20 protein-coding genes, 5 tRNA genes and 1 riboswitch are annotated in these 23,294 nt (G+C 59.6%); of the genes, 9 read left to right on the top strand and 16 right to left on the bottom strand.

Translation table 11 applies throughout. The features are described from left to right. The first annotated feature begins 196 nt into the window (after nt 1–196). Complete coding sequence (locus D3F01_RS07735) at nt 197–1,603, top strand: MATE family efflux transporter (RefSeq protein WP_242887629.1); 1,407 nt, start codon at nt 197–199, stop codon at nt 1,601–1,603. 58 nt (nt 1,604–1,661) lie between these two features. On the opposite strand, the gene D3F01_RS07730 is transcribed toward D3F01_RS07735, so the two are convergent. Further along, a complete protein-coding gene (locus D3F01_RS07730; protein WP_242887626.1) occupies nt 1,662–2,261 on the bottom strand; it encodes an ECF transporter S component in 600 nt (199 codons plus the stop codon). A 140-nt stretch (nt 2,262–2,401) separates the two neighbouring features. Continuing rightward, a riboswitch (FMN riboswitch) is annotated at nt 2,402–2,521 on the bottom strand. A 126-nt stretch (nt 2,522–2,647) separates the two neighbouring features. On the opposite strand from D3F01_RS07730, the gene D3F01_RS07725 reads away from it, so the two are divergent. Then, nucleotides 2,648–3,730, top strand: coding sequence for a mechanosensitive ion channel family protein (locus D3F01_RS07725; protein WP_242887613.1), 1,083 nt, complete (start codon nt 2,648–2,650; stop codon nt 3,728–3,730). Nucleotides 3,731–3,791: 61 nt separating this feature from the next. Here D3F01_RS07725 and D3F01_RS07720 read toward each other — a convergent pair whose 3' ends face one another. Next, entirely contained in the window at nt 3,792–5,435 is a 1,644-nt protein-coding gene (locus tag D3F01_RS07720) for an ABC transporter ATP-binding protein (RefSeq protein ID WP_242887610.1), read from the bottom strand. After that, the gene (locus D3F01_RS07715) at nt 5,432–7,171 is read right to left on the bottom strand and encodes an ABC transporter ATP-binding protein (protein ID WP_242887607.1); all 1,740 of its coding nucleotides are present in this window, start codon (nt 7,169–7,171) and stop codon (nt 5,432–5,434) included. Before D3F01_RS07715 ends, D3F01_RS07720 begins: the two co-directional genes overlap by 4 nt. A gap of 105 nt (nt 7,172–7,276) precedes the next feature. On the opposite strand from D3F01_RS07715, the gene D3F01_RS07710 reads away from it, so the two are divergent. Further along, entirely contained in the window at nt 7,277–7,468 is a 192-nt protein-coding gene (locus D3F01_RS07710; RefSeq protein WP_242887604.1) for a hypothetical protein, read from the top strand. A gap of 60 nt (nt 7,469–7,528) precedes the next feature. On the opposite strand, the gene D3F01_RS07705 is transcribed toward D3F01_RS07710, so the two are convergent. From D3F01_RS07705 to D3F01_RS07695, 3 genes are all read right to left on the bottom strand, one after another. Next, nucleotides 7,529–8,299 (bottom strand): TraX family protein, encoded by a 771-nt coding sequence (locus D3F01_RS07705; protein ID WP_242887601.1) that lies wholly within the window; start codon nt 8,297–8,299, stop codon nt 7,529–7,531. 528 nt (nt 8,300–8,827) lie between these two features. Continuing rightward, nucleotides 8,828–9,466, bottom strand: a complete 639-nt coding sequence (locus tag D3F01_RS07700) for a hypothetical protein (protein ID WP_156070210.1) — start codon at nt 9,464–9,466, stop codon at nt 8,828–8,830. 156 nt (nt 9,467–9,622) lie between these two features. Further along, nucleotides 9,623–9,698: transfer RNA gene (locus D3F01_RS07695), tRNA-Gly, on the bottom strand. A 142-nt stretch (nt 9,699–9,840) separates the two neighbouring features. Between D3F01_RS07695 and D3F01_RS07690 the strand changes: the two genes are divergently transcribed. The 4 genes from D3F01_RS07690 to D3F01_RS07675 are packed head-to-tail and all read left to right on the top strand — an operon-like array spanning nt 9,841 to nt 13,507. Continuing rightward, nucleotides 9,841–10,215, top strand: a complete 375-nt coding sequence (locus D3F01_RS07690; RefSeq protein WP_097770564.1) for a hypothetical protein — start codon at nt 9,841–9,843, stop codon at nt 10,213–10,215. An 8-nt stretch (nt 10,216–10,223) separates the two neighbouring features. Then, on the top strand, nt 10,224–11,150 hold the full coding sequence (locus D3F01_RS07685) for a DnaD domain protein (protein WP_097770565.1): 927 nt from the start codon (nt 10,224–10,226) through the stop codon (nt 11,148–11,150). 9 nt (nt 11,151–11,159) lie between these two features. Further along, complete coding sequence (locus D3F01_RS07680; protein ID WP_005932028.1) at nt 11,160–12,131, top strand: ATP-binding protein; 972 nt, start codon at nt 11,160–11,162, stop codon at nt 12,129–12,131. Nucleotides 12,132–12,148: 17 nt separating this feature from the next. Further along, nucleotides 12,149–13,507: a carboxylesterase family protein gene (locus tag D3F01_RS07675; protein ID WP_242887598.1), complete on the top strand. Its 1,359-nt coding sequence runs from the start codon at nt 12,149–12,151 to the stop codon at nt 13,505–13,507. Between the two features lie 87 nt (nt 13,508–13,594). Here D3F01_RS07675 and D3F01_RS07670 read toward each other — a convergent pair whose 3' ends face one another. Continuing rightward, nucleotides 13,595–14,914 (bottom strand): MATE family efflux transporter, encoded by a 1,320-nt coding sequence (locus tag D3F01_RS07670; protein ID WP_242887595.1) that lies wholly within the window; start codon nt 14,912–14,914, stop codon nt 13,595–13,597. Nucleotides 14,915–14,949: 35 nt separating this feature from the next. Further along, nucleotides 14,950–15,885, bottom strand: coding sequence for an AraC family transcriptional regulator (locus D3F01_RS07665; protein WP_242887592.1), 936 nt, complete (start codon nt 15,883–15,885; stop codon nt 14,950–14,952). Nucleotides 15,886–16,147: 262 nt separating this feature from the next. On the opposite strand from D3F01_RS07665, the gene D3F01_RS07660 reads away from it, so the two are divergent. After that, entirely contained in the window at nt 16,148–16,399 is a 252-nt protein-coding gene (locus D3F01_RS07660) for a hypothetical protein (protein WP_242887589.1), read from the top strand. A gap of 93 nt (nt 16,400–16,492) precedes the next feature. Here D3F01_RS07660 and D3F01_RS07655 read toward each other — a convergent pair whose 3' ends face one another. Further along, complete coding sequence (locus D3F01_RS07655; protein WP_035393789.1) at nt 16,493–16,870, bottom strand: PH domain-containing protein; 378 nt, start codon at nt 16,868–16,870, stop codon at nt 16,493–16,495. A 160-nt stretch (nt 16,871–17,030) separates the two neighbouring features. Here D3F01_RS07655 and D3F01_RS07650 point away from each other — a divergent pair, with 160 nt between their 5' ends. After that, nucleotides 17,031–18,020 (top strand): nucleoid-associated protein, encoded by a 990-nt coding sequence (locus D3F01_RS07650; protein ID WP_005932044.1) that lies wholly within the window; start codon nt 17,031–17,033, stop codon nt 18,018–18,020. Nucleotides 18,021–18,138: 118 nt separating this feature from the next. Here D3F01_RS07650 and D3F01_RS07645 read toward each other — a convergent pair whose 3' ends face one another. The 7 genes from D3F01_RS07645 to D3F01_RS07615 form a co-directional block, all read right to left on the bottom strand. After that, nucleotides 18,139–18,993, bottom strand: coding sequence for a GGDEF domain-containing protein (locus tag D3F01_RS07645; protein ID WP_223383946.1), 855 nt, complete (start codon nt 18,991–18,993; stop codon nt 18,139–18,141). Nucleotides 18,994–19,180: 187 nt separating this feature from the next. Then, a complete protein-coding gene (locus D3F01_RS07640; protein WP_097770574.1) occupies nt 19,181–21,070 on the bottom strand; it encodes an ABC transporter ATP-binding protein in 1,890 nt (629 codons plus the stop codon). Then, complete coding sequence (locus D3F01_RS07635) at nt 21,067–22,851, bottom strand: ABC transporter ATP-binding protein (protein WP_242887587.1); 1,785 nt, start codon at nt 22,849–22,851, stop codon at nt 21,067–21,069. Before D3F01_RS07635 ends, D3F01_RS07640 begins: the two co-directional genes overlap by 4 nt. Nucleotides 22,852–22,950: 99 nt before the next feature. Then, nucleotides 22,951–23,026: transfer RNA gene (locus D3F01_RS07630), tRNA-Gly, on the bottom strand. A gap of 8 nt (nt 23,027–23,034) precedes the next feature. Next, nucleotides 23,035–23,107 (bottom strand) — tRNA-Phe (locus D3F01_RS07625). Between the two features lie 28 nt (nt 23,108–23,135). Continuing rightward, nucleotides 23,136–23,209, bottom strand: a tRNA-Asp gene (locus D3F01_RS07620). Nucleotides 23,210–23,212: 3 nt separating this feature from the next. Continuing rightward, a tRNA-Val gene (locus tag D3F01_RS07615) sits at nt 23,213–23,288 on the bottom strand. Nucleotides 23,289–23,294 lie beyond the last annotated feature (6 nt).

Raw genomic sequence — 23,294 nt, 5'->3', positions numbered from 1 at the left:
ACCGTTCCTGTTCTTTCACTGCTGGATACAGATGAAGTGTATCACGCCCGGGCCAAAAAATCAATCTCTGGGGCAATGGTTCCCCCATGGGCTGATGGGTTGACATTTTTCGCCCCCCTGTCTATAATGAATGAACAAACGCCCTTTCGAGGGTATTTTTTTGTCTCACAGGAAAATCGGAGAAAAAGGAGAAGACATGAAACTTTCACTTGAACAGCTTTCGGCCCGGATGCGGCAGGGTGAAACCATCCCCTCCCGCCAGACGGCCCAGGTGGCTCTGGCGCTGAGCATCCCCTCCATTCTGGAGCAGCTGGTGGTCACTGCCATGGGATACATCGACGCTGCCATGGTGGGCCACATCGGTGCAGAAGCTACTGCTTCCATCGGCATCGTCAGCTCCAGCACCTGGCTGCTCCACGGTGTTCTGGTGGGCCTGTACACTGCCCTCTCCATCCAGATCGCCCAGTATCTGGGGGCCGACCGGCAGGATGATGCCCGCAGCGTACTGCGGCAGGCCATGCTTTTCAATGTGATCCTGGGCGTGGGTGCCGCTCTCTTCGGCCTGGGCATCAGCCCCTTTCTGCCGGGGTGGCTGGGAGCTGATCCCTCCCTGCGGGCAAACTCCACAGCCTACTTTGCCATCTGGTCAGCGGCGCTGCCCTTCACCATGGCCATGGGCTTGTACCTCTCCATCCTCCGGGCGGCAGGCAACGCCCTGACCGCCAGCCTCATCAGCGTGTTGGTCTGCGTGCTGGATGCCATCTTCAACTTCTTCCTCATCAACCCCACCCGGACGCTGTGGGGCATCACCGTCTGGGGTGCCGGGCTGGGTGTGCCCGGCGCAGCCTTGGGCACCGCCCTGGCCACTGTGGTGGGCGGCCTGCTGGCTTTGGCCATCCTGCTGCTGCGGGCAGGCCCCCTCTGCATCCGGAAGCCTGCCCCCTGGAAGATCACCCGCTCCTGCCTGCGGAACCTGCTGTGGGTGGGCGGCCCTCTGGCGGGAGAGCGCGCCGCCATCTCTCTGGCGCAGGTGGTGCTAGTGCGCATCGTGGCCGGCCTGGGTACCGTGGCCATTGCCGCCAACAGCCTGGCTGTCAACGCCGAGGGTCTGTGCTACATGGCGGGCTACGGCATCCAGAGCGCAGCTGTCACCCTCATCGGCCAGGCCGTGGGTGCCAACCGGAAGGATATGGCCAAGCGGTTTGCCTGGCTGTGCACCGGCCTTGGCATGGGTGTCATGGCCCTTTCCGGCGTTGGCCTGTGGATCTTTGCCCCGGCCCTGATGAGCCTTTTCACCACCGATGCGGCTGTCATCGCTCTGGGCGCTCAGGTTTTGCGCATCGAAGCCTGGGCCGAGCCCATGTTCGGTGCCTCCATCGTGGCCAGCGGTGCCATGCAGGGTGCGGGCGACAGCACCTCCTGTTTTGTGCTGAACATATTCAGTATGTGGTGCATCCGGCTGACACTGGCGTTCCTGCTGGCTCCCCGGCTGGGCCTGATGGGCGTTTGGGGTGCCATGTGCTGCGAACTGAGCATCCGGGGCCTGCTGTTCCTCCTCCGCCTTGCCCGGGGCAAGTGGCTGGAAAAGGGCGCACTGTCTTAAATCAAATCGATAAAAGCAAAAAAGAAAGGACGCTCTCGCGTCCTTTCTTTTTTATCACTCACTTCCGGCCATGCAGGATGGGAGAGAGCGGCTTATAGATCAACATGCAGAGCAGGGCATCCAGCAGGCCCTTGACCAGAGTGAAGGGCATATTGAAGATGACCAGGCACTTGATAAGGCTGTTGGCAGAGGGCAGAATGGCCTGATACATACCCAGGATGGCTTCCAGCGGCATGTGGTAGAACTTGACGTAGGCCGGGTAGGTGATGAAGTAGTTGGACGGCACACTGAACAGGGCCATGGCCACGGCACCGGCCACGGCACCGATGATGGCGTTCTTGCGGCTCTTGTGGTGCTTGTAGAGGTAACCGGCCAATGCGGAGAACACCGCACCCAGCATGAAGTTGCACAGCTCACCCACCAGTGCGGTAGAAGTGCCCTTGATGACCACATGGAGCAGGTTCTTCATAAAGCTGATGATCACACCGTACACCGGGCCAAGGGCAAAGGCACCCAGCAGGGCAGGCAGGTCGGAGAAGTCCATCTTGACAAAGGACGGGATGAGCATCGGGAGCGGGAACTCGATGAACATCAGGATAAAGGCCACCGCGCTGAGCATGGCGGCAACGGTCAGGTTGTGGGTCGTGTTTTTCTTCATGGTAATATCCTCCCGGGGCGTTTTGCCCCAAATCGTAGATTGGAAAGCCCCTTTCGCATGGTTCGGAACCGGGAAGACAATCAAAAACGCGCCCTGCCGCAGCAAACACTGCAACAGGGCGCGTAGACAAATCGTATTGCCTGCCGTTTCTTGCATCCGGACTATACCGTTGGCCCCGGAGTCTCACCGGGTCAGCACCCTTGCGGGTGGTCGCGGGCTGTACCGCCAGTGGGGAATCTCACCCCGCCCTGAAACGAACTTTCTGGCCAAGAGTATAACGCGGCTGCTCCGCCTTGTCAACCCCTTTTTTATTTGCCCTGCACGGGCCGGATATGGTATACTGTGGGACAGGATGTTACAATTTCTGATACAAGGAGCTTTTTGCCATGATTTTTACCGTTCGTGACCTCGGGTTCGAGATCGGGCCTTTTTTGCTGGAGGGCTGGTGGGCGCTGGCTGCCCGGGCTGTCTGCGCCGCTGTCATCGTTTTTACGGGGCTTCTGCTCGGCTGGCTGCTGCGCCGGAAGATTTTTCCCGCCCTGCAGGCCCGCAGCTGGCACTTTGCCGCCACGCCCATCCTCCTGCGCAGCTTACAGAGCCCTTTGGAGCGGATGGCTTTTTACAGCGGCCTGTACCTGGCCCTGACCAGCCTGCCGTGGGCTATTCCGGGCCTGACAAAGTTTCTGTTCACGGCCTATAAGATTGCAACGACCCTCCTGTTCTGCCAGGGCCTGTACAACGCTTCTGAGGTAGCCGACCTGCTGCTGGCCTCCTGCAGCCCGGAGATCCGGAGCAACAAGACCCTGCGCTCCCTGCTGGACACCACCTACAAAGTGCTGGTCATCATTCTGGGTGTTGCCACCTGCGCGCAGATCGTCGGCTTCCCCATCGGCAGCATCGTAGCCGGTGCCGGTCTTGTGGGCCTGACCATCTCGCTGGCCGCGCAGGAAAGCGCCAGCAACCTGTTCAGCGGCATCGTCATCCTGCTGGACAAACCCTTTTCCATCGGCGATTGGATCACCGTGGGCAACGTGGAGGGCGAGGTCATCGACATCAACTTCCGCTCCACCCGCATCCGCTCCATGGACCACAGCGTGGTCATTATCACCAACAGCCAGATCTGCGCCTCCACTGTCCAGAACACAGCCCTGCGCACCATGCGGCCCTATAAGTTCACGCTGGGTGTCACCTACGGCACCACCCGTGCCCAGCTGGAAAAACTGATGGCTGACCTGCAGGCCATGCTGGACAACAGCCCTTACACCAACAAGGGCACCAACATCGTCCGGCTGACCAGCTTTGGCGATTCCAGCATCAACATCCTCATCTCGGCCTACCTGACCACCAACGTCTATGCCACCTTCCTGCAGCAGCAGAATGATCTGAACCTGAACATCATGGACGTGATGCAGGCAGACGGCGTGGACTTCGCTTTCCCCTCCACCAGCGTCTACATCGAAAAGAATTGAGCATACCAGAACGCCCCCTGTGTGCCTGCTGCGGCGCACAGGGGGCGTTTTTTATCATACGTCATTCCTGGGTCCTGATCTCGATCGTTCTGCCGCCAAGATTTTCATAGACGCGGTGGGAGACAGAGAGCACCGTGCGGCCCGCGGAGGCACGGCGCAGAGCCTCCAGCACGCGGGCCTCCGTTTCGGCATCCAGATTGGCGGTGATCTCATCCAGCAGCAGCACGGCGGGGTCTGCGGCGGCGGCACGGGCAATGGACAGCAGCTGCCACTCGCCCTGCGAGAAGATGCCCTCGGTACAGACGGTGTCATAGCCCTCCGGCAGGGCACGGATGGCAGCATCGATCCCGGCCAGTGCGGCGGCATCCCTTGCCATTTCCCCGGTGATCTGCGGGTCTCCCAGCGTGATCTGTTCCAGCACGGTGCCCGGCACGCGGGAGAAATGCTGTTCCACACAGCCGATGCAGGTGCGGCGCTCCCGGTCGGTGATGTCCCCCACCTTCACGCCGCCGATGGTCACCGTACCGGTCTCCGGCTGATACAGGCCCAGCAGGAGCTTGAACACGGTGCTCTTGCCCGCACCGGTGCGGCCCACCAGCGTGACCTGCTCCCCCTGTTTCACGGTCATGGAAAAATCCTTCAGAACGTGCCGTTTCCCATAGCCGAAAGTGACGTGTGCAAATTCCACATCGCCCCGGGCAGCCTCTCTGCGCGCGGAAGGGATCCTGCGCTCCGGCTGGTCGAGAAAGGCATCGATGCGCCTGACACCCGCCATGGCCGACTGGATGGTCTGGATCTCCATGCCCAGGCTTTCGATGGGGGCGAAGATGCGGGAGATGTAGTTGATGACGGCCACCGAAGTGCCCACCGACATACCGAACAGGGTCAGGAGCTGTGCGTTCCCCGAAGCGGAGAGCAGCATCACGATGCCGACCACAGCGGCATTCAGCAGCAGCACCACCGGCGAATAGACGGCATCATAAAAATTGGTGCGCTCCATGGCGGCATAGCTGTCACCGATGCACCGGTCATACCGGCGCTCCATGTAATCCTCCAGACCCAGCGCCCGGATGGTGCGGATGTTGTGCAGAGTCTCGGGCACCTGCCCGGAGACCGCGGCGACCGCGCGGCGGTTGTCCAGCTGCGCGGCCAGCATCCGCTTCTGGACATAACGGGTGAACACGGCAAACAGCGGCAGCACCAGCAGCAGGATCAGCGCAAGGCCGGTGTTTTTCACCGCAATGACCCCCATGATGGAGACGATGCGGCAGGCATCTGCTGCCATGCTGATGATGCCGGAAGTGAACAGGGCTTCCACCGTGTCCACATCGCCCGAAAAGCGGGCAGCCACCTCGCCGGGGTTCTGCTCTGCCAGTGTACCGGCGGGCAGGCGGCTCAGCTTCCGGGACATCTCCGAGCGCAGGGCATGGGTCATCCTCTGGCCAAAGAGCACCAACAGACTTTCCTGCGCCGAGGTGAGCACACCTTCCAGTGCAAGGCTGCCGAAGTAGAGCAGCACGGCCAGAAAGGGCAGCGGGAGGCCCGCGGTCAGACGGTCGATGACCCGGGCCAGCAGCAGGGGCGGCAGCAGGGATGCCGCCACCGAAGCTGCCACACACAGCACCGTGCTCACCGTGAGAAGGCGGTGCGAAGCCGCTGCCATCCGGACGGCAGCAAACACGCCGTGATCATTTTTCTTTTTCATGCGCCCTCTCCCCCTTTCAGGCCGGTCTGGCTTTCATACAGTTGGTGGTAGACCGGAACCGCTTCCATCAGCTCCTCGTGGGTGCCAACGGTGGTTCTGCCGCCCTCCATAAAGATGATCTGCTGCATCTGCGGAAAATGGTACAGCCGGTGGGAGATCAGGAACACCACCTTATCCCTGGCATACGCCTGCAGCTCGGCAAAGATCGCATCCTCGGTGCTGCGGTCCAGTGCCGAGAAGGGGTCATCCAGCACCAGCACCGGGCGGGGATGGGCCAGCGTCCGGGCCAATGCCAGACGCTGTGCCTGCCCGCCGGAAAGGCGGGTGCCGCCGCTGCCGATGACCGTCTCCGTACCCTTTTCCATGGCCAGCACTTCCTCCTTCAGGGCAGCGGCTGCAAGCCACGGCATGGCATCCTGTTCGCTGCCGCAGAGGACATTATTCTGCACGGTGTCGGCACTCAGTTCCGGGTCATGGCCCAGATACCCGACCGTGGCGGCGATCTGGCGCGGGGTCAGGGTGGAAAGTTCCCTGCCGCCAAAGCAGACCGAGCCTTGATAGGGTGCTTCACAAAGAAACACGCGGCCAAGGGTGGATTTTCCACAGGCGACCGGGCCGGTGATGCCGATGATATCGCCGGGATGGGCCGTCAGGCTCAGGCCGGAAAAGACAGGCTCTTCGCCATAGGAGAAGGCGAGTTCTTTCAGCGTCACATCCTGTGCCGCCGGGATCTGCAGGGCATCCAGCTGCTCGGGTGTTTTCATCAGGGGTCTGATGCGCTTCCAGGAGACCTCCGCCTTTTGCACCGCGTTGAAGAGCTTGGCCACCTTGGAGGATTTGACCACCAGCTTTGTGAAACAGGAAAGGAAGGTGGTGAAGGCGGCGATATCCCAGTGGTTCCAGCCAGTACCCAGCACATTCTTTGCGCCGAACCACAGGATGAAGAGGGTCCCTGCCTCGGATGCCGCCAGATAAAGCGGCGGCAGCGCGGACTGCCACACGTTGTTCCGCACGGCAGTCTTTTCATAAAGGCTCAGGGCCTCCTCGTATTTTTCCATCCGGGCCTCCTCGCAGCCGTAGATGCGGTAGGTCACGGCATTCCGGGCACGGTCCAGCGTGGCACTGCTCAGGGCACCGGCGGCCTTTTTATAAGCTGCACCGGCGCGCTGCACCGGTTTTTTCATTCCTGCCGCGCAGACATAGGACACCGGAGTAAAAAGCAGGCCCAAGATCGCCAGCCGCCAATCGTATACCAGCAGCATGACCGCATAGCCCGCCAGCGCCACACCGGTGTCGAACACCTCCGTGGTGAACTTGCGCATTCCCTCCACACAGTCGTCCACATCGGAGATGGCTTTGGTCATCAGTTCACCGGCCCCCTCTTTTTCCAGCGCTGCCCGGCTCTGCCGCACCAGATTGGCGTACAGGATGCCCTTCATCCGGCGGTTGATGTTGTTGGCAAAGCGGCGCACATAAAAGCGTTTGATGAAGCGCGCCGCCTGCACCAGCAGTGTGACTGCAATGTAGGCCAGCACCAGCAGCGCCATTTGGGCAGCGGCCTCACTGCCGCCCAGGATATCCGCCAGACACTGGGCCAACCGGCCCTCGAACCACGGCGCGGCCAGCAAACCGATGTTATAGACAAGGCCCGAAAGGGTCACAAGGAGCAGCGGGAACCACTCCGCCCTGAAATAGGAGAGGACCCGGTCCGGGCGGAACGATCTATCTTTTTTCATGGGGCATTTTACCTCCTGCGGGTGTTCCATTCAGTATACCACGCTTTCGTTCCGCAGAAAAGCGCACACAAAATGCTTCTTGACAGCTTTGTGCAGAAAAAAGCCATGACAGCAGGAACAAAATGCAAGATCATTGCAATGGTCACCGCTGTCATGGCGATCGGTTTTCTTTGTATGAAAAATGCTCCCATCGGCAGGATCTGCATTATCGTGGTGTGGGTCTGCCATCTTCTGTATTTCACCTTGCAGGTCAAGACCATCAAGCCCACAGAGCAGACTCAGGAAAGTGCAGAATAGATCCCCCCGGGATACCATCAGATTGCAGGCATCCATGCCCACAGGGATACAGTTGCGTTCTTATCGGTTCACGAAATTCAGCGCCAGCACGAGCAGCAGCATGTGTACCGGGTAAAAGGCGTAGCAGGCATACTGGAACGGTTTGCTGTGGCAGCCCTGCCGCCCGCGATACAGCCAGATGGGCACCAGCGCCAGCAGCGCAAGCCCCTGCTGACACAGCTCAAACTCCATGCCGAACAGCCGGATGGGGTACATCAGCCCGCCCAGAAGCACCACGTTGACCCAATACAGCGCCGCCAGCTGCCCCAGCAGACACCACCACTTGCGTCCGTGGAAAAAGTAGAAGATGAACACGGTCAGCACACCGGCACCGTAGTAATCCACCATGCCCAGCGTGCCTAGTACCGCGCCCGCCACCACCACAAGGGCAGCCACCAGCAGGTACAGTCCTGTTTTCTGCTTTTTGCGCACCGTTTCCATCAGATGCACCCCCAGAAGCCCCAGCAGCAGCGTCCAGATGACATTCTGGTGCACCGGGTAAAACCAAGTGCCGCCGTACATCAGATCAAAGGGCACTTCCGAAAGCAGTGCAAACAACAGCAGCCTCAGGACATAACGCTTCAGATTTCGGGTATGAAAGTAGCCTTCCACTGTCATAAACGCAAAGATAGGGAACGCCAGCCGCCCGGCACAGGTCAGCCAGTCCTGCGCCGGCAGAAGGGTCGCCCACAGGTGATCCATCAGCATCAGCGCCATGGCAATGAGATGAAGTGCTGCTGCACTCAGGTCAATGCAATTTGCGGCAGCGGGACGAATCGGTTTGGTTGACATGATCATACCTCGTCTTTGTCTAAATTCAGTTGCTTTGTCTGGAATACGAACGACTCCCTCCAAGAATTGCAGCCCCGGCAGTTTTTTTACCGCCGGGGCTGCAGCACTTCATCGCTTATCCCTCCGGTTTTGCACCGGCCATTTTGGATACGGCAAGCATCCAGGGCAGCTTCTGCCATTTGCTCTGCCTGCAAAATGGGGGATGCAGTGCACCCGCCCCGCAGGCGGAAAAATGCTCCCGCAGCAGTCTGCGGGGCAAATTCAGAAAGGGTGGCTTGCCTGCCTGCCCATGGAGACGTAAGCACGGTAGCAGGAATGCGGGAAAGAGCAAGGGACGGTTTCGGCGGAAAAGCGTCTGGCGGTGGCGGAAAAGCCGAACGCAAGATTTTTTCAATTATGCTGGCTCGTAAGGTGAACCGGACCGAAACTTCCTTGCGGAACTGTGCAGCGTTATCGTTCATCTGCACCTGAACCGGCAGCCGCGCACCTGGCGCTTGCCGCACCCAAAATGGCCGGTGGAGCGTTCATTCAGGCATTAGTGCTTTCCAGATAGGTCTCAAATGCTTCGGCAAAGCTGGCGTTCACATCAAAGGGGACTGCATAGTCCACCCGGGAGGTCACAAGGCACAGGTCGATCCGGTTGGAGGTCTCGTCCGCCTGCCGGTTCAGCTTGCCCAGAGCAGCATGGATGACCTTGCGGTCGTAGTTGATGGTGGTCACCCGCTTCACATCACAGCGGTAGGCGATCTGGTTTCCCTCCGCATTGAAACGGTAGCCGGTACCGCCGCCGGAAAGCAGCTGCTCGGAGCTGCGCAGGTCATTCATTCGCTTGAAAGTGCGCGCCACGCTCTGCCGCGCAGCGTTCAAACTGACCTCGCTGTCCATATCCATGTCCAGCGCATCCTTTGCCTTGCGGATGGCAGCGAACAGGCGGCCCTTCTCCTCCAGCAGATAGAGCATAAACCGGGCAATATCGGTGATCTGCTGGGCGTATTCAGTCTGGGGCAGGTCCAGGATCGTCTCGTCCTCAGCCTCTGCCATGACCTTGTGGCGCAGATAGGTATTTGCCACCTTGGTAACGTTGGAATCGCAGTCCAGAATGCCCTGGGCCTCGTCCAAAAGGGCCTGCAGCTTGTTCTGATAGCGGAATGCTTCTTTCAGATTCATTGTGTCCACCTCGTTTTGTCTTGGTCGCTGTGCGTTCCCGTCTGTTTTCCTCTATTGAACCATATTTTCCGGCAAAGCACAAGCCGCCCGCCAAAAGTACATCAAAATGCAAAGCGCCCCAACATGTTCTTTACCACACGTTGGAGCGCTATTTTTTGGAGCAGGATACGGGACTCGAACCCGCCGCCTACTGCTTGGGAAGCAGTCGCTCTACCGGATGAGCTAACCCTGCAGGACTGCTCCATTAGTGTAGCAAAGTGCAGCGGTTTTGTCAACAGTTTTTTCTGTCGGAACGCGGCAGGCGGAAAAAACTTGCTTTTTGCGCCAGTTGCTTTATAATGAAAGATAGATTATCACAACGGAAGGAATTCTACATGATCTTTGTGCCCATGCTGCACTACCTGCAGAACAAGAACTCATTCAGCGGCAACGAGGACGGGATGCGCTACCTCATCACCCCGGGCAAGCGCTCTGTCCCCGACCCGGACGGCGGCGAGGAGGCCAAAAAAGAAGAAGCCATCCTCACGGTAGATCTCTGGCCCGAGCCGTGGACGCTGGACAAGACCGACCCGGCCCTGCGGCGGCGGGAGATCTTCCCGATGACCGAGGAGGGCCGCACCGCAGTCGCCCAATATCTGAACGATGCCTACAACGCCGAACCGGAACGCTGGAGCGCCCACCCGTCCATCCTGGACTGCGAACCCTGGACACCGCCCGCACCGGAACCGGATGCCGAAACACAACACTGAGGTGCACCATGATCTATCGACTGAAAGAATTCAAGGGTGACACCATCCCGGTGCCGCAGCTGGTCTTTTCCAAGCTGGGCATTGCGGAGGAATATAACGTCCGGGTGGCTCTGTATGTGCTGGCCACCGGCATCACTGACCCGGAGAAGCTCTGCGCCGACTTAAAGCTCCGCAGCAAGATGACCGCCGAGAGTGCACTGTCCTTCTGGGCCGGTGCGGGTCTGCTGGAACGGTACGAGGAGAACGCCGCCCCGGGCGAGGAGCCCACAGCCCCTGCCCCCATGACCTGGAGCGAGATCGCTGCGGCCAGCCGCACCGACCCCATGATCTCCTCCCTCATCGACTGCGCCCAGACCAGCTTTGCCCGCCCGCTGACCCACCCCGAAATGGAAAAGCTGGTAAACTTCTATGTGCAGGAGGCCTTTGCACCCGAGACCGTCATGCTCTGCGTGGCCTATGTGGCCAGCCGGGGCAAGCGGACGATGGGTGCCGTCAGCCACGAATTGAAAGTCTGGCGGGCCGAGGGTGTGGAGACCGGCGAACAGGCCGATGCACACCTCCAGCTGCTGGCCCTGCGCGCCCAGCGGGAGCAGTACGTCAGCGGCCTGCTGGGCATTGCTGACACCGAGCTGACCCTTGGCGGGCGCAAGGCCATTGCCCGCTGGTATGAGGTCTACGGCTACGATGATGCCATGGTGCAGGAAGCCGCCGTACAGGCCGGACCCAAGCGGGATCTCTGGTACTGGAACAGCATCCTCAAGACCTGGAACGCCAAGGGCCTGCGCACCGTCCACGATGTGCGGGGCCCGGTGGCCGGGATGGGTGCCAGCCGGAACCTCCGGGTGGACCGCGCCGAACCCAGCGGAAACGATTTTCTCAAGAACGCTGCCCGCCGCCGTCCGCTCCGCAAAAAAACGGACACGCCTGCAGAATAAGGAGCTTTTATGCGTACCAAACAGGAACTTTATCAAGCCGCCCTGCGCACGGTGGCTCTGCGGCGGCAGACCGCCCGCGCCAATGCCGAGGATGCCCGGCTGGAGGCGGAGGCCGCCATCCCGGCCCTGCGCCACGCTGAGGACGAGGTGCGGGTGCGGGGCATCCGCTGCGCGCTGGCAGGCGCTGCCGGAAAAGACCGCACCGAAGCCGCCGCCGCACTGAGCAAAGCCCGGCAGGAGCTCACCGCCCTGCTGGCCGCCAGCGGTCGCCCTGCGGATGCGCTGGAGCCCAAATTCACCTGCAAGCTGTGCCAGGATACCGGCAGCGTGCAGGGCCGCACCTGCACCTGCGTTCACAAGCTGATGCAGGGTCTGCGGCGGGAGGAGATCGAGGCGCTGTCCAGCCTGTCCATTTCCAGTTTTGACACCATGGAGCTGCGGTACTACCCCAACACCATGGACGAGAAGCTGGGTGAGCCTGTCCGCACCTACATGGGCGGCCTGCTGGAGGACCTGCGCAGCTACGCTGAGGAATTCGACCACAACAGCGAGAGCCTGATGCTTTTTGGCAACGCGGGGCTGGGCAAGACCCACGCCGCCCTTGCCATTGCGGGCATCGTACTGCAAAAGGATTTTGACGTGATCTACGTTTCCAGCCCAGACTTCTTCGGCAAGCTGGAAAACGCTCGCTTCGACTCCTCCGAGGATGCCGAGACCCTGCTGCGCACCGCCTCTGCCGCCGACCTGCTGATCCTGGACGATCTGGGCACCGAGTTCGTCACCCCCTACTTCATCACCACTTTTTACAGCCTGCTGAATAACCGCCTGGGAGCCGGTCTGCCCACCATCGTCACCACCAACATTGCGGATGGCTCCCTGCTGGAAAAGCGATACACCGAAAAGATCTCCAGCCGCCTTTCCTCCTTTGTCCCCTGCCTGTTTGCGGGCGAGGACATCCGGGGCCTGAAAGCGGCAGAGTAAGATAAGGAGGTTTCCCCATGAGCTTTGAGCGCACCACGCCCTGCGGCGTGATCTCCGGCACGGCCTGCCAGTGGCCGGGTATCACCGCTTACAAGGGCATCCGCTACGCCACCGCCGGGCGGTGGGAGTCCCCCATCCCCGTCACCCACTGGGACGGTGTCTACGATGCCACCCAATACGGTGCCTGCTGCTACCAGCCCCGCGCCTTCTATGACGAAGCCGCTGCACCCGGAAAAGCCTTCTACTACAACGAGTTCCGCAAGGGCGAGACTTACACTTACAGCGAGGACTGCCTGTTCCTGAACATCTGGACCCCTGCTGATGCAGCTCCCGGGGACAGACTGCCGGTCATCTTCTACATTCACGGCGGCGGCTTTACCGGCGGCTGCGGCCACGAGAAGCACTTCGACGGCCCCGTCTGGCCCACCAAAGGCTGCGTGGCTGTGACCATCAACTACCGGCTCGGTCCCATGGGCTTTGTCTGCCTGCCCGAGCTGGCCGATGAGGCCGGGTCCACCGGCAACTACGCCCTTCTGGATCAGCTGGCGGCCCTGCAGTGGGTGCGCGCCAACATCGCTGCCTTTGGCGGTGATGCCAACAACATCACCATCATGGGCCAGAGTGCCGGTGCCATGAGCGTCCAGCAGCTTGTCCTCTCCCCCATCACCAGGGGGCTGTTCTCCAAGGCCGTGATGAGCAGCGGCGGCGGCGTGAGCCAGATGCTGACGGCCAAGCCTGCCGCGGCCCACTACCCGTTCTGGAAGCAGGTCATGGAAGCCGCCGGGTGCAGCACGCTGGCTGAGTTCCGTGCCCTCGCCCCCGCCAGACTGTTTGCAGCCTGGGATGCCGTCCGCACCCAGCCCCAGTTCAAGGGTCTGGGCTGCGAGCCTGTGGTGGATGGCCGTTTCCAGGTCAAGACCGGCCCCGAGACGCTGGCTGCCGACGAACAGCACCATATCCCTTACCTCATTGGCTTCACCAGTGAGGATATCGTTCCGCCCTACCTCTACCAGATGGCTCAGGACTGGTGCGCCCGGAACGCCGACAGCTATGGCTGGTTCTTCGACCGCCAGCTCCCCGGTGATGACCGTGGTGCCTGGCATTCCAGCGACCTGTGGTACTGGTTCGGCACGCTGGCTCACTGCTGGCGGCCCTTCACTGAGAGGGACACCGCCCTCAGCGCTCAGATGGTGGATTACCTGACCAACTTTGCCAAGACCGGCGACCCCAACGGCGCAGACCTGCCCCAGTGGCAGACTGTTACCGCCCAGCAGACCGATCTCCTCCGTCTGGGTGAGGAACCCACCCACATGGGCAGCATAGATGTCCAGAAGCTCCTCTGGACGATGCAGAACGTCCCCGCCGTGGGGGAATAAGCCTCTGCCCGAATCCCTTCGAACCCCAGAAAAAACACGATCCCCCGCTGCAGACGTGCCAGAACACGTTTTGCAGCGGGGGATATTTTATGTTCTCTTTTTCAAATAATACCCAATGCCGATGGCATCTGCCAGTGCCCAGCCGATGGGCACACTGAGCCAGATGCCGGTAACACCCAGCGGCGTGGCAGAAAGCAGGTAGGCCAGCGCCACACGGGTGCCAAGGGAAGCAATGGTCAGAATGACCGACATCCCCGGCTGGTTGACCGCCCGGTAGTAGCCGTAGAGCAGAAAGAGCACGCCAATGCCGATGTAGCACGCGCCCTCGATGCGGAGGTATTGCACGCCCGCCGCGATGATCCCGGTCTGAGCCGGGTCGATGAAAATCCCCATGAGCGGGGCGGCAAAGGCGCAGACCAGCACGCTGATGACGATGCAGAACACCGCGCTTGTCAGCCCGGCACTGCGGATCCCTTTTTTGATGCGGTCCGGCTGGCCTGCCCCGTAATTCTGGGCCACATAGGTCGAGAATGCGTTGCCAAAATCCTGCACCGGCATATAGGCAAAGGAATCGATCTTCACCGCCGCCGCAAAGGCCGCCATGATAACCGTGCCGAAGCTGTTGACCAGACCCTGCACCATCAGGATGCCAAAATTCATAATGGACTGCTGAACGCTGGTCATCACCGAGAGATTCAGGATATTGGCAAGGTTCTTCCGGTCCCACCTGCAGTCTGTCCGTTTCGGGCAGAGCTGCGGGAACTTTTTCAGGGTGTACAAGCCGATGCCCACCCCGGACACATACTGGGAAAAGACAGTTGCCACGGCGGCACCCTTCACGCCCCAGTCAAGCACAAGGACACAGACCAGATCCAAGATCACGTTCAGGATGGCTGATACAGCCAGGAATGCCAGCGGCACCACGGAATTGCCGATGGCCCGCAGAAGGTTTGCGAAATAGTTATACAAAAAGGTGGCCGCAATGCCCAGAAAGATGATGAGCAGGTAGTCCTTCATCAGCGGACAAAGCTCTGCGGGCACCCGCAGCACCCACAGAATGCCGTTCAGCCCCAGATAGACCAGCAGGTTGAGCACCAGGGCGATGCCCGCAATGAGCAGGAAGGACTGGAACACGCTCTGCCGCATCTTCTCGGTCTCGCCGCTGCCGTACTGCATGGACACAGCCGCGCCGCTGCCCATGCACAGGCCCAGCAGGATCGAGGTCAGGAAGGTCATCAGGGTGTAGGAGGAACCCACCGCCGCCAGCGCATCCGCGCCGAGGAAGCGGCCCACCACCCAGGTGTCGGCAATGTTGTACATCTGCTGCAGCAGGTTGCCGAACATCAGCGGCAGGGCAAACAGCAGGATATTCTTTGTAATGGGTCCTTGGGTCAGACTGTGCTGCATGGGGATTATTTTCTCCTATTCCTATCTCAGACATTTCAGCAGAATTTTGCGCGGTATTCCTTGGGTGTGCAGTGCTTGATCTCCCGGAAGGTCTTAATGAAGTAGCTGCCATCTGCAAAGCCGCACTCCATCCCGATCTCGCCCGTCTTGAGCCGGGTGGAGCGGAGCAGCTCGGCGGCCTTTTCCACCCGGAACTGCTTGACATACTGGATGGGCGTGATGCCCAGCATCTGCCGGAAGCTGCGCAGGCAGGCGCTCTCGCTCAGGGCCACGCTGGCCGCGATGCGTTCCACAGTCAGCTCCTCGGCATAGTGCTCCTCCACAAAGCGGAGCATCTGCTTCATCCGCTCGGCGGCGATCTGCTCCTGCTGTGAGACCTTGGTCTTGCCGCCCACGCACTGGGTGCTCAACAGCCGCAGTGCCGCAGAGAGATAATAACGCACCCGGTTCTCGTAATCAAAGGGCTCCACGGCAACCGCCTGCCAGGCTTCCCGCAGGCAGGCAAGCACCTGCGCCTGCCAGGGCACAGCCCCATCCAGCAGAAAAAACGCCGGGGCATCCGGCTGGAGCATGGGTCGGATGAGCTTCTGCCAGAAGATGGTGTCCATTCCGCCCACCAGCCGGGGATGGAACACACCCGAGTGAAGCAGGGCCTCCCCTTTTTCCGCCTGCTCCACCGCGTGGAGGATGCCGGAGTTCAGGAACACGCCCTGATTCGTCTGCAGGGTCACCCGGGTCTTGTTCACGTCCACCGTCAGGGGGCCCTTCATGGCCAGTATGTACTCAAACTCCTCGTGCCAGTGCCAGGCCACCGAATAGCTTTTCAGGTTCTCCGCGTAGCAGGCAATGGGAAACAGGGCGCTGCCATGCTGGACCAGTTCCCGCCCCTCGGCATCGGCCATAACATCCTGCTGGCAGGTCAGCCCGGTAACGATATTGGCACCAGTGACACAGCTCGTCTGAAACGCCATATTGAACAATTCCTTTCCGCAATACTTTGAATATTTTTTATCAAAGCCGATTTTGTTGTACAAATCGGGTGTTTTTATTCTATCTATCGTGCCAGTTTCGTGGTATTATTTCATCAGAACCAGCAAGCACAGTATAACACCGCAGGGGGCGGAAAACAACCCCCGGCGCGGCTTGATCCGGTTCCCGAGAAGCGTTCCCCACGGGCAGCCTGGCCCGAGGGACTCTTCCAGAATAAAACATTTCTTTGTGGGAGGTATTTTTATGCTTCGCATCCAGTATCTTGATAAAGACCGTTTCATGCATCAGGTAGCCGTCAGCCGCGGCAGTGTGCTCCTGCACCTGGACAATGGCGAGACCTGCGACCTGAAAAAGGACAACGCCGCCACCGAGCTGTTCCAGATGATGGACGCTCCCTCCAAGGGCTTTGACATCTCTGTCACCGACCCTGCTGATGTCACCGGCTTCCTGCACTACATGCTCGAGGCCGGCCGCAGAGATCGCGCCGCCTGCTGACCCTTCGACATTCTCCTTTTTTCGCATATTACAGCAATGTAAAACGCCCGCTCCGGGGTCAGAAGCCGGAACGGGCGTTTTACGTTTGTTCTGTTACAGGATGCACCGGCTGATGGCCCGTGCCACCGCCAGCAGCTCATCCTGCCCGATGAAGCCGAACTTTGCCTCGTGCTCATCCGCAAAGCAGACCGTCAGCTCTGAGGTCTGCAGCGGGTCACCGAAGCCTGCCGTCTTGATGCCGTAATGCAGGATCTTGCGGTAGGGCAGCACAAAGATCTCCTGCCGGGTACCGGTCATCCCCTGCATATCCACCATAAAAATGCGGTGGGTGGTGAACACAGCCTGATCGCGCACGGTCTTGTAAGCCCCCACGATCTGCTCACCGTCCAGCAGCAGCTCCTGCACATTTTTGCAGATCTCCTTTTCCTTGATGCGGATGAGGTTCTGCATCGGCTTGTCCCGAAATTCCATAACACACTCCCCTTTCGGCTTGTCCGGATGTTTGGTCAGCCCCATTGTAGCATCTCGGGCGGCGGTTGACAAGCCTTTGCGCTCCCTCTCGCCTTTTTGTTCCGGATGTGCTATACTGGGCAGGAACATCACAATCACCCGGGAAATGAGGTTTTGACCCATGGAGATCATCATCCATCAGGCAATTTTGCATGTGCTGGACACCACGCTGGACGCGCCGGTGCTCAGCGGCGGCGGCATGGAGCTGACTGCCGAAAAGACCGCCTACTTACAGAATCATATCGAAAAGCTGCTGGCCAGCGATGAGATCCGCCAGTGCCGCCCCCTGCCGGATTCGGCTTTCCGGAACGAGCTGGAACACAATCAGGATTTCATTGATCTGTCCTGCCGCATTGCGGGGGTGCTGTTCGATTACATGCACGCCCACACCACCATCCCCGGGGCGGACCTGGCCGTGGTGGATTTCACCCGGGACGGCGCGCCCTGGCTGGGCATCCTCAAGCTGAACTATAAAAACGGCTACACCCACTACACCGAGACCGTGGAGGGTGCCCCGGTCAACTCCATCATCCAGCAGCGGGCCTGCCTGCCCACCCAGAGCGGCAAGGTGGAGGAGGGTGCGCTCGTCAACCTGACGGACTATTCCATGCGCCTGCTGGAAAAGAAATACGACATCGACGGCCACAAGGAGTTCTACCTCTCCTCTGTTGTGTTCCAGTATACCCAGGCCGAGCCCGAGAAAAAGAAGCTGCAGGCCATTCAGGAGGCCGCCGCACAGGCTGTGAAGGATGCCTATGAGGACGAGCCCCATGCCGACGCGCAGGTGGCCATGCTCATTGCCAACCAGGCTGCCGACAACGACAATCAGGTATCGGTGGAGCAGGTGCGCCAGCAGCTGGCCGAGGAATACCCACTGGCCGCTGTGCCCTTTGATGACTATGTGGAGAAGAGCGAGGTGCTGGAAGAGGCCGCTGCTCCTGTCACCGTGACTCCCGCCCGCATCCGCCGGATGGAGAGCCGGAGCATCCGCACCGCCAACGGCATCGAGGTCAAGATCCCCACCGAGCTGCTGAACTCCGATTCCGAGCTGGAGTTCCTCCACGATCCGGACGGCAGCGTTTCCCTGCTCATCAAAAATGTGATCCTGTAAGCCGCCGCAGATGGCGTTTTCCCTCTCTGCGCGCTGGTGCTCACTGCCCTGATGTAACAGATTGCCAAAAAAGCCTCAGCCCTTGGAGATCGGGCTGAGGCTTTTTTCATCCGCATTTTCAGCGGTTTTTGCGCTTGTTCCGGTACATATCCCGGTCGGCAGCATGGTAGACTGCGATATAATCAAAGGGGCCTTCTGTCACAGTGTGGTATCCAAAGGCAACATCCAGCTTGAGGCGGTCATCGCTCTGGCGGGCCAGCTCCCCGTGCAGCCTCTCGATCAGCTGTTCGGCCTCTTCTGCAGAGAAGTGGTTGCAGGCAATGAGGAATTCATCGCCGCCCATCCGCAGGGCCACGCTTTCCGGCGGCAGGTTTTCCCGGATCACCCGGCCCACCCGCTTGAGCAGCAGGTCGCCGTACTCGTGTCCGTAGGCATCATTCACACGCTTCAGGTAGTTACAATCGCCCATAATGATCGTGACGGGCATGGTGGTTTTCTTCAACTGCTCTGCGCCCTTTATCTTCAGGTAGTTGCGGTTATACAGACCGGTCAGTTCATCGTGGATGGCCCAATTCTCGGCCTGCTTTTCCAGCCGCACCCGTTCGGTGATATCACCAATAAGCCCCACGATGCCAATGATCTTTCCCTCCAGCACAACGGGGTTCTTTTTGATCTGATAGTATGCCGTCCCATCCTTCCGGGGCACCTCGGTGATATAGCCGGTTCCCTTGCCGGTGGCAAGCACCTTCTGGTCCTGCTCATAATAAAAGCGGGCCTGTTCCTCGCTGCTCCAGATCTCCAGATCTGTCTTGCCCAGCACATCCTCTTCCTGCCCTTCTCCGTAGGGGAAGAAAGTCCTAACGTCCGAAATAAAAAGATAACGGCATTCCGTATCCTTGAAAAAGAGGTTCGCCGGTGTACTGCGCAGAAAGGTCATCACTTCTTCGTAGCCGATCGCATCGATCCACTGCATCCTGCAGCCTCTCCTTTCCGTTCCTCTTCTTTTTTATTATTTTTCCGTATTCTATTATACGAGCGATGCACCTGTTTTGCAAGTGTTAATTGCGTTCCCTCAACGATCCGGAAGCGGACGACTCCACCCCCGGTGCAGGCAGAAAGGCCGCTGACCCATCTCAGGTCAGCGGCCTTTCTGTATGCGCTTATTCGGCTGCGTTCAGCTGCGCCTTGTGGTATTGCAGGGTATACAGTTGGTAGTAGCGGCCATGCCGGGCCAGCAGCTGCTGGTGGGTGCCCTGCTCCAGAATTTTACCGTGGGACAGCACGATGATGTTGTCCGCATGCTGGATGGTGGACAGCCGGTGGGCCACAATGAGCATGGTGCCCACGGTGCGCATCTTTTCCAGCGAATCCTGAATGAGCAGCTCGGTCTCGGTGTCGATGTTGGCGGTAGCTTCATCCAGGATCATCACGCTGGGCTTATGGATGATGGTGCGGGCAAAGCTGAGCAGCTGCCGCTGTCCGGCGGAGAAGTTGTTGCCGCGCTCACGCACCTCTTCGTCCAGCCCGTGGTCCAGCTTGTTGATGAACTTGTCAGCGTTGACGTAGCGGCAGACCTCCATGATCTCGCTGTCGGGGATACCCTCTTCCCGCAGAACGATGTTGGAGCGGATGGTGCCCGAGAACAGGAACACGTCCTGCAGCATCTGGCCGAAGTGCCTGCGCAGGGAGGAGATCCTGATCTTGCGGATGTCGATACCGTCGATCAGGATCTGGCCCTTCTGGAACTCGTAGTTCCGGCAGATCAGGGAGAGGATGGTGCTCTTGCCGGAGCCGGTGGAACCCACAAAGGCCACCGTCTGGCGGGCATCCACATGGAAGGAAACGCCCTGCAGCACCCACTCGCCGGGAACGTAGCTGAACCACACGTCCCGGAACTCGATCTCGCCCTTCACCTCGTCCAGCTCAATGGCATCGGGGGCATCCTGCATCCTGGGCTGGATGTCCATGATGGAGAACACCTTTTCTGCCGATGCCAGCGCCGACTGCAGCCAATTGAACTGCTCGGCCAGGTTCTGGATGGGGGTGAAGAACTTGGAGATATACATATAAAAGGTGACGATGGTGCCGCTGGAAATGGTCTGACCCAGAAAGCTGACGTTGTTCAGGTGACCCATGCCGCCCAGATAGAACAGGCACAGGATCGAGCTGACATAGAGCATATACACCAGCGGACGGAACACGCTGAACACGAAGATCTGCTCCTGATTGGCCCGGGCCAGCTTCTGGCTCTTCTGGCGGAAGTCCTCCATCTTCTCGTCCTCTCGGCCAAAGATCTGGGTGACCTTGATGCCGGACAGGTTTTCGGACAGATAGGTATTGATATCGGTGGTCGCGTTCTTGAGCTTGCGGTTGGCGCGGCGGGAGAACTTGCGGAAGATGACCGTGAAGATCACGATGAAGGGCACAAAGCAGAGCACCATCAGGGTCAGCTCGTAGTTCAGGCAGAGCATGGCCACCAGAATGCCCAGAATGACAAAGCTGTTCTTGGTCAGCTGGACCAAGAGGTTGGTGAACATCATGGAGATGGCGTTGGTATCGTTGGTCACTCGGGTGACCAGCTTGCCCACCGGGATCTCGTTGAGCTGCTCGTGTGCCAAAGATTCAATGTGGCTGAACAGATCCTCGCGCAGATCGGAGATGATGCGCTGGCCCACCCGCTGCAAAATCACGGCCTGCAGGTAGGTACTGCCCATAGAGAACACCAGCACGCCTGCATACACTGACACGCCCAGGAAGAGGGCGCGGAGTTCAAACTCCCCGGCCACCAGCTCCTCGATGCGGCCCACGATGAGGGGTGAAATGATATCGTAGGCAATGGAGAAGAGCATCAGCAGGCCCACAATGAGGAATTTGCTCAGGTAGGGCCGGGCATAGCGGGCAAGGCGGCGCATGATCTCGCCGTCCTCCATGTTGCGCTCAAAGCCCATGGCGGTCTTTTTGTCCTTGACGGCGGCATAAGCTGCCACCAGCAGGGCGGTGATCACGCCGATGACAGCGCCCACCAGAACCAACGGATTCAGATGCATCATGCGTTTTCGCCTCCCTTCGTCTCATCCTCCAGCCGCTGCAGATCGACCATCCGGCGGTACTCCAGGCAGGAAGCATACAGCTGGTCGTGGGGGCCGACGGCTTCCACCCGGCCCTCGTTGAGGAAGATGATCTTATCCAGCCGCTCCACCGTGGAAATGCGGTGGGCAATGAGCAGGGTGGTCTTGCCTGCCCGGCTGTTCTTGAGGTTGTCCAGAATGATCTTCTCGGTGCTGGTATCCACCGCCGAGACAGAGTCATCCAGGATCAGGATGGGTGCGTCCTTGAGCAGGGCGCGGGCGATGGAGATGCGCTGCTTCTGACCACCGGACACCGTCACGCCGCGTTCGCCCAGAACGGTCTCGTAGCCGTCCTTGAAATCCACGATATTATCCCGCACATCGGCCATGCTTGCCGCCCGCTCGATGTCCTCGGGGGTGGCATCGTCCACACCAAAGGCAATGTTGTGGGCGATGGTATCCGAGAACAGGAAATTATCCTGCGGAACGTAGGCACAGGCATTGCGCACCGAGTGGATGGAGAGGCTGTTCACATCCCTGCCGTCCACGAACAGGGTTCCGTCCGGCACATTATAGGTGCGCAGCAGCAGGTCCACCAGCGCGGTCTTGCCCGCACCGGTCTTGCCAACGATGCCCACGCTCTCGCCGGGCGCAATGGTAAAGGAGATATCCCGCAGCACATCGTACTCGCCGTCCGGGTAGCGGAAGTTCAGGTGGCGGAACTCGATGCCGCCTTTGGGGTCGGTCAGGTCGGCCACGCCGGGGCGGTCGGCCACGTCGATGGGGGCATCCAGCAGCTCGGTGATGCGGTTCAGGGAGGCCTTGCCGCGGCTGGTCTTTTCGATCAGCATGGACACAGCCATGATGGGCCAGACGATGGCCTCAAAGTAGCCGATGTACTCCACCAGCTGGCCGGCGTTGAACCGGCCCTGATAGACCAGATAACCGCCGTAGCCCAGAATGATGCAGATCACGGACTCCACGAACAGGGTCACCAGCACCTCCAGCAGGGTGGCGATCTTCGTGTAGGTCACGTTGATCTCCTCGTTTTCCTTGTTCAGCTTCCGGAAGGCCTGCAGTTCCTTGTACTCCTTGACAAAGGCCTTGATGACCGCAATGCCAGAAAAGTTCTCCTGCGCAAAATCGGAAAGGCCGGAGAAGGCCTCCTGCCGCTCCTCCCAGCGCCGGGTCATCACCTTGCTCATCTGGGTGCCGATGGCAAACATGATAAGCGCCGGGATCAGGGCCAGCAGGGTCAGCCGCACGTCCATGGTCCACATCTTATAAAGAGCCAGCAGACCCAGGGTCAGCGCGTCGAAGAACATCAGCACGCCGTCGCCGAAGCACTCCTGAATGGTGTCCAGGTCGTTGGTGTACAGGCTCATCAGGTTGCCGACCTTGTTCACCTGATAGTACTGCTGGGACAGCCTGCGGCTGTGGTCGAACATCCGCTCCCGCAGGTCTGCCGCGACCCGCACCGCCGAGCCGAAGAAACAGATGCGCCACAAAAAGCGCCCAATGACCATCAGCACCACGATCCAGATCATGGGCAGGCAGATGTGCTGCAGCAGCACCTCTTTGGTAAAGAGCAGCGTCTCACCGTTCACCACCACCTGGCCAAGGTTCACTCCGTTGATGACCAGCCGGTAGAGCTGCGGGATCAAAAGCTGGATGTAATCCACCGTCAGCAGGGCGGCAAGGCCCAGCAGCAGTACGGGAGCATGCTTGAGGTAATACCGGTTGATGTACTTGCCGAATATCACTGCGTTTTTCCCTCCTTTTCCAATTCCAAAAAAGCTTTCAACGTACAAAAAAGCCGCTGCATCACACGACGAATCATGTTTTGCAGTGGCTTGTTTGTCTGGAGCGGCCGACGAGGCTCGAACTCGCTACCTCCACCTTGGCAAGGTGGCGCTCTACCAGATGAGCTACGGCCGCATATAAAGTGCCTCCGATCGGAATCGAACCAATGACACGGGGATTTTCAGTCCCCTGCTCTACCGACTGAGCTACAGAGGCATATAAGCTGCTTCCAGAGAAGCAGCAGCGACCCGGATCGGGCTCGAACCGACGACCCCCAGCGTGACAGGCTGGTGCTCTAACCAACTGAGCTACCGGGCCACATGGTGGAAGTTAACGGGCTCGAACCGCTGACCCTCTGCTTGTAAGGCAGATGCTCTCCCAGCTGAGCTAAACTTCCACAAAA

The organism is Faecalibacterium sp. BCRC 81149 (assembly GCF_022750605.1).
Lineage (GTDB): Bacteria > Bacillota > Clostridia > Oscillospirales > Ruminococcaceae > Faecalibacterium > Faecalibacterium duncaniae.
The sequence above is the reverse complement of the archived record's forward strand: the minus strand, read 5'-3'. Positions and strand labels throughout refer to the sequence as shown.

Coding starts and splice junctions, on each gene's coding strand:
- D3F01_RS07725 (WP_242887613.1), top strand. CDS start 2,648: ATGATTTTTACCGTTCGTGACCTCGGGTTCGAGATCGGGCCTTTTTTG.
- D3F01_RS07715 (WP_242887607.1), bottom strand. CDS start 7,171: ATGAAAAAAGATAGATCGTTCCGCCCGGACCGGGTCCTCTCCTATTTC.
- D3F01_RS07735 (WP_242887629.1), top strand. CDS start 197: ATGAAACTTTCACTTGAACAGCTTTCGGCCCGGATGCGGCAGGGTGAA.
- D3F01_RS07655 (WP_035393789.1), bottom strand. CDS start 16,870: ATGGAATTTCGGGACAAGCCGATGCAGAACCTCATCCGCATCAAGGAA.
- D3F01_RS07665 (WP_242887592.1), bottom strand. CDS start 15,885: ATGGCGTTTCAGACGAGCTGTGTCACTGGTGCCAATATCGTTACCGGG.
- D3F01_RS07730 (WP_242887626.1), bottom strand. CDS start 2,261: ATGAAGAAAAACACGACCCACAACCTGACCGTTGCCGCCATGCTCAGC.
- D3F01_RS07700 (WP_156070210.1), bottom strand. CDS start 9,466: ATGAATCTGAAAGAAGCATTCCGCTATCAGAACAAGCTGCAGGCCCTT.
- D3F01_RS07645 (WP_223383946.1), bottom strand. CDS start 18,993: ATGCAGTGGATCGATGCGATCGGCTACGAAGAAGTGATGACCTTTCTG.
- D3F01_RS07705 (WP_242887601.1), bottom strand. CDS start 8,299: ATGTCAACCAAACCGATTCGTCCCGCTGCCGCAAATTGCATTGACCTG.
- D3F01_RS07675 (WP_242887598.1), top strand. CDS start 12,149: ATGAGCTTTGAGCGCACCACGCCCTGCGGCGTGATCTCCGGCACGGCC.
- D3F01_RS07680 (WP_005932028.1), top strand. CDS start 11,160: ATGCGTACCAAACAGGAACTTTATCAAGCCGCCCTGCGCACGGTGGCT.
- D3F01_RS07685 (WP_097770565.1), top strand. CDS start 10,224: ATGATCTATCGACTGAAAGAATTCAAGGGTGACACCATCCCGGTGCCG.
- D3F01_RS07650 (WP_005932044.1), top strand. CDS start 17,031: ATGGAGATCATCATCCATCAGGCAATTTTGCATGTGCTGGACACCACG.
- D3F01_RS07660 (WP_242887589.1), top strand. CDS start 16,148: ATGCTTCGCATCCAGTATCTTGATAAAGACCGTTTCATGCATCAGGTA.
- D3F01_RS07670 (WP_242887595.1), bottom strand. CDS start 14,914: ATGCAGCACAGTCTGACCCAAGGACCCATTACAAAGAATATCCTGCTG.
- D3F01_RS07640 (WP_097770574.1), bottom strand. CDS start 21,070: ATGATGCATCTGAATCCGTTGGTTCTGGTGGGCGCTGTCATCGGCGTG.
- D3F01_RS07690 (WP_097770564.1), top strand. CDS start 9,841: ATGATCTTTGTGCCCATGCTGCACTACCTGCAGAACAAGAACTCATTC.
- D3F01_RS07710 (WP_242887604.1), top strand. CDS start 7,277: ATGACAGCAGGAACAAAATGCAAGATCATTGCAATGGTCACCGCTGTC.
- D3F01_RS07720 (WP_242887610.1), bottom strand. CDS start 5,435: ATGAAAAAGAAAAATGATCACGGCGTGTTTGCTGCCGTCCGGATGGCA.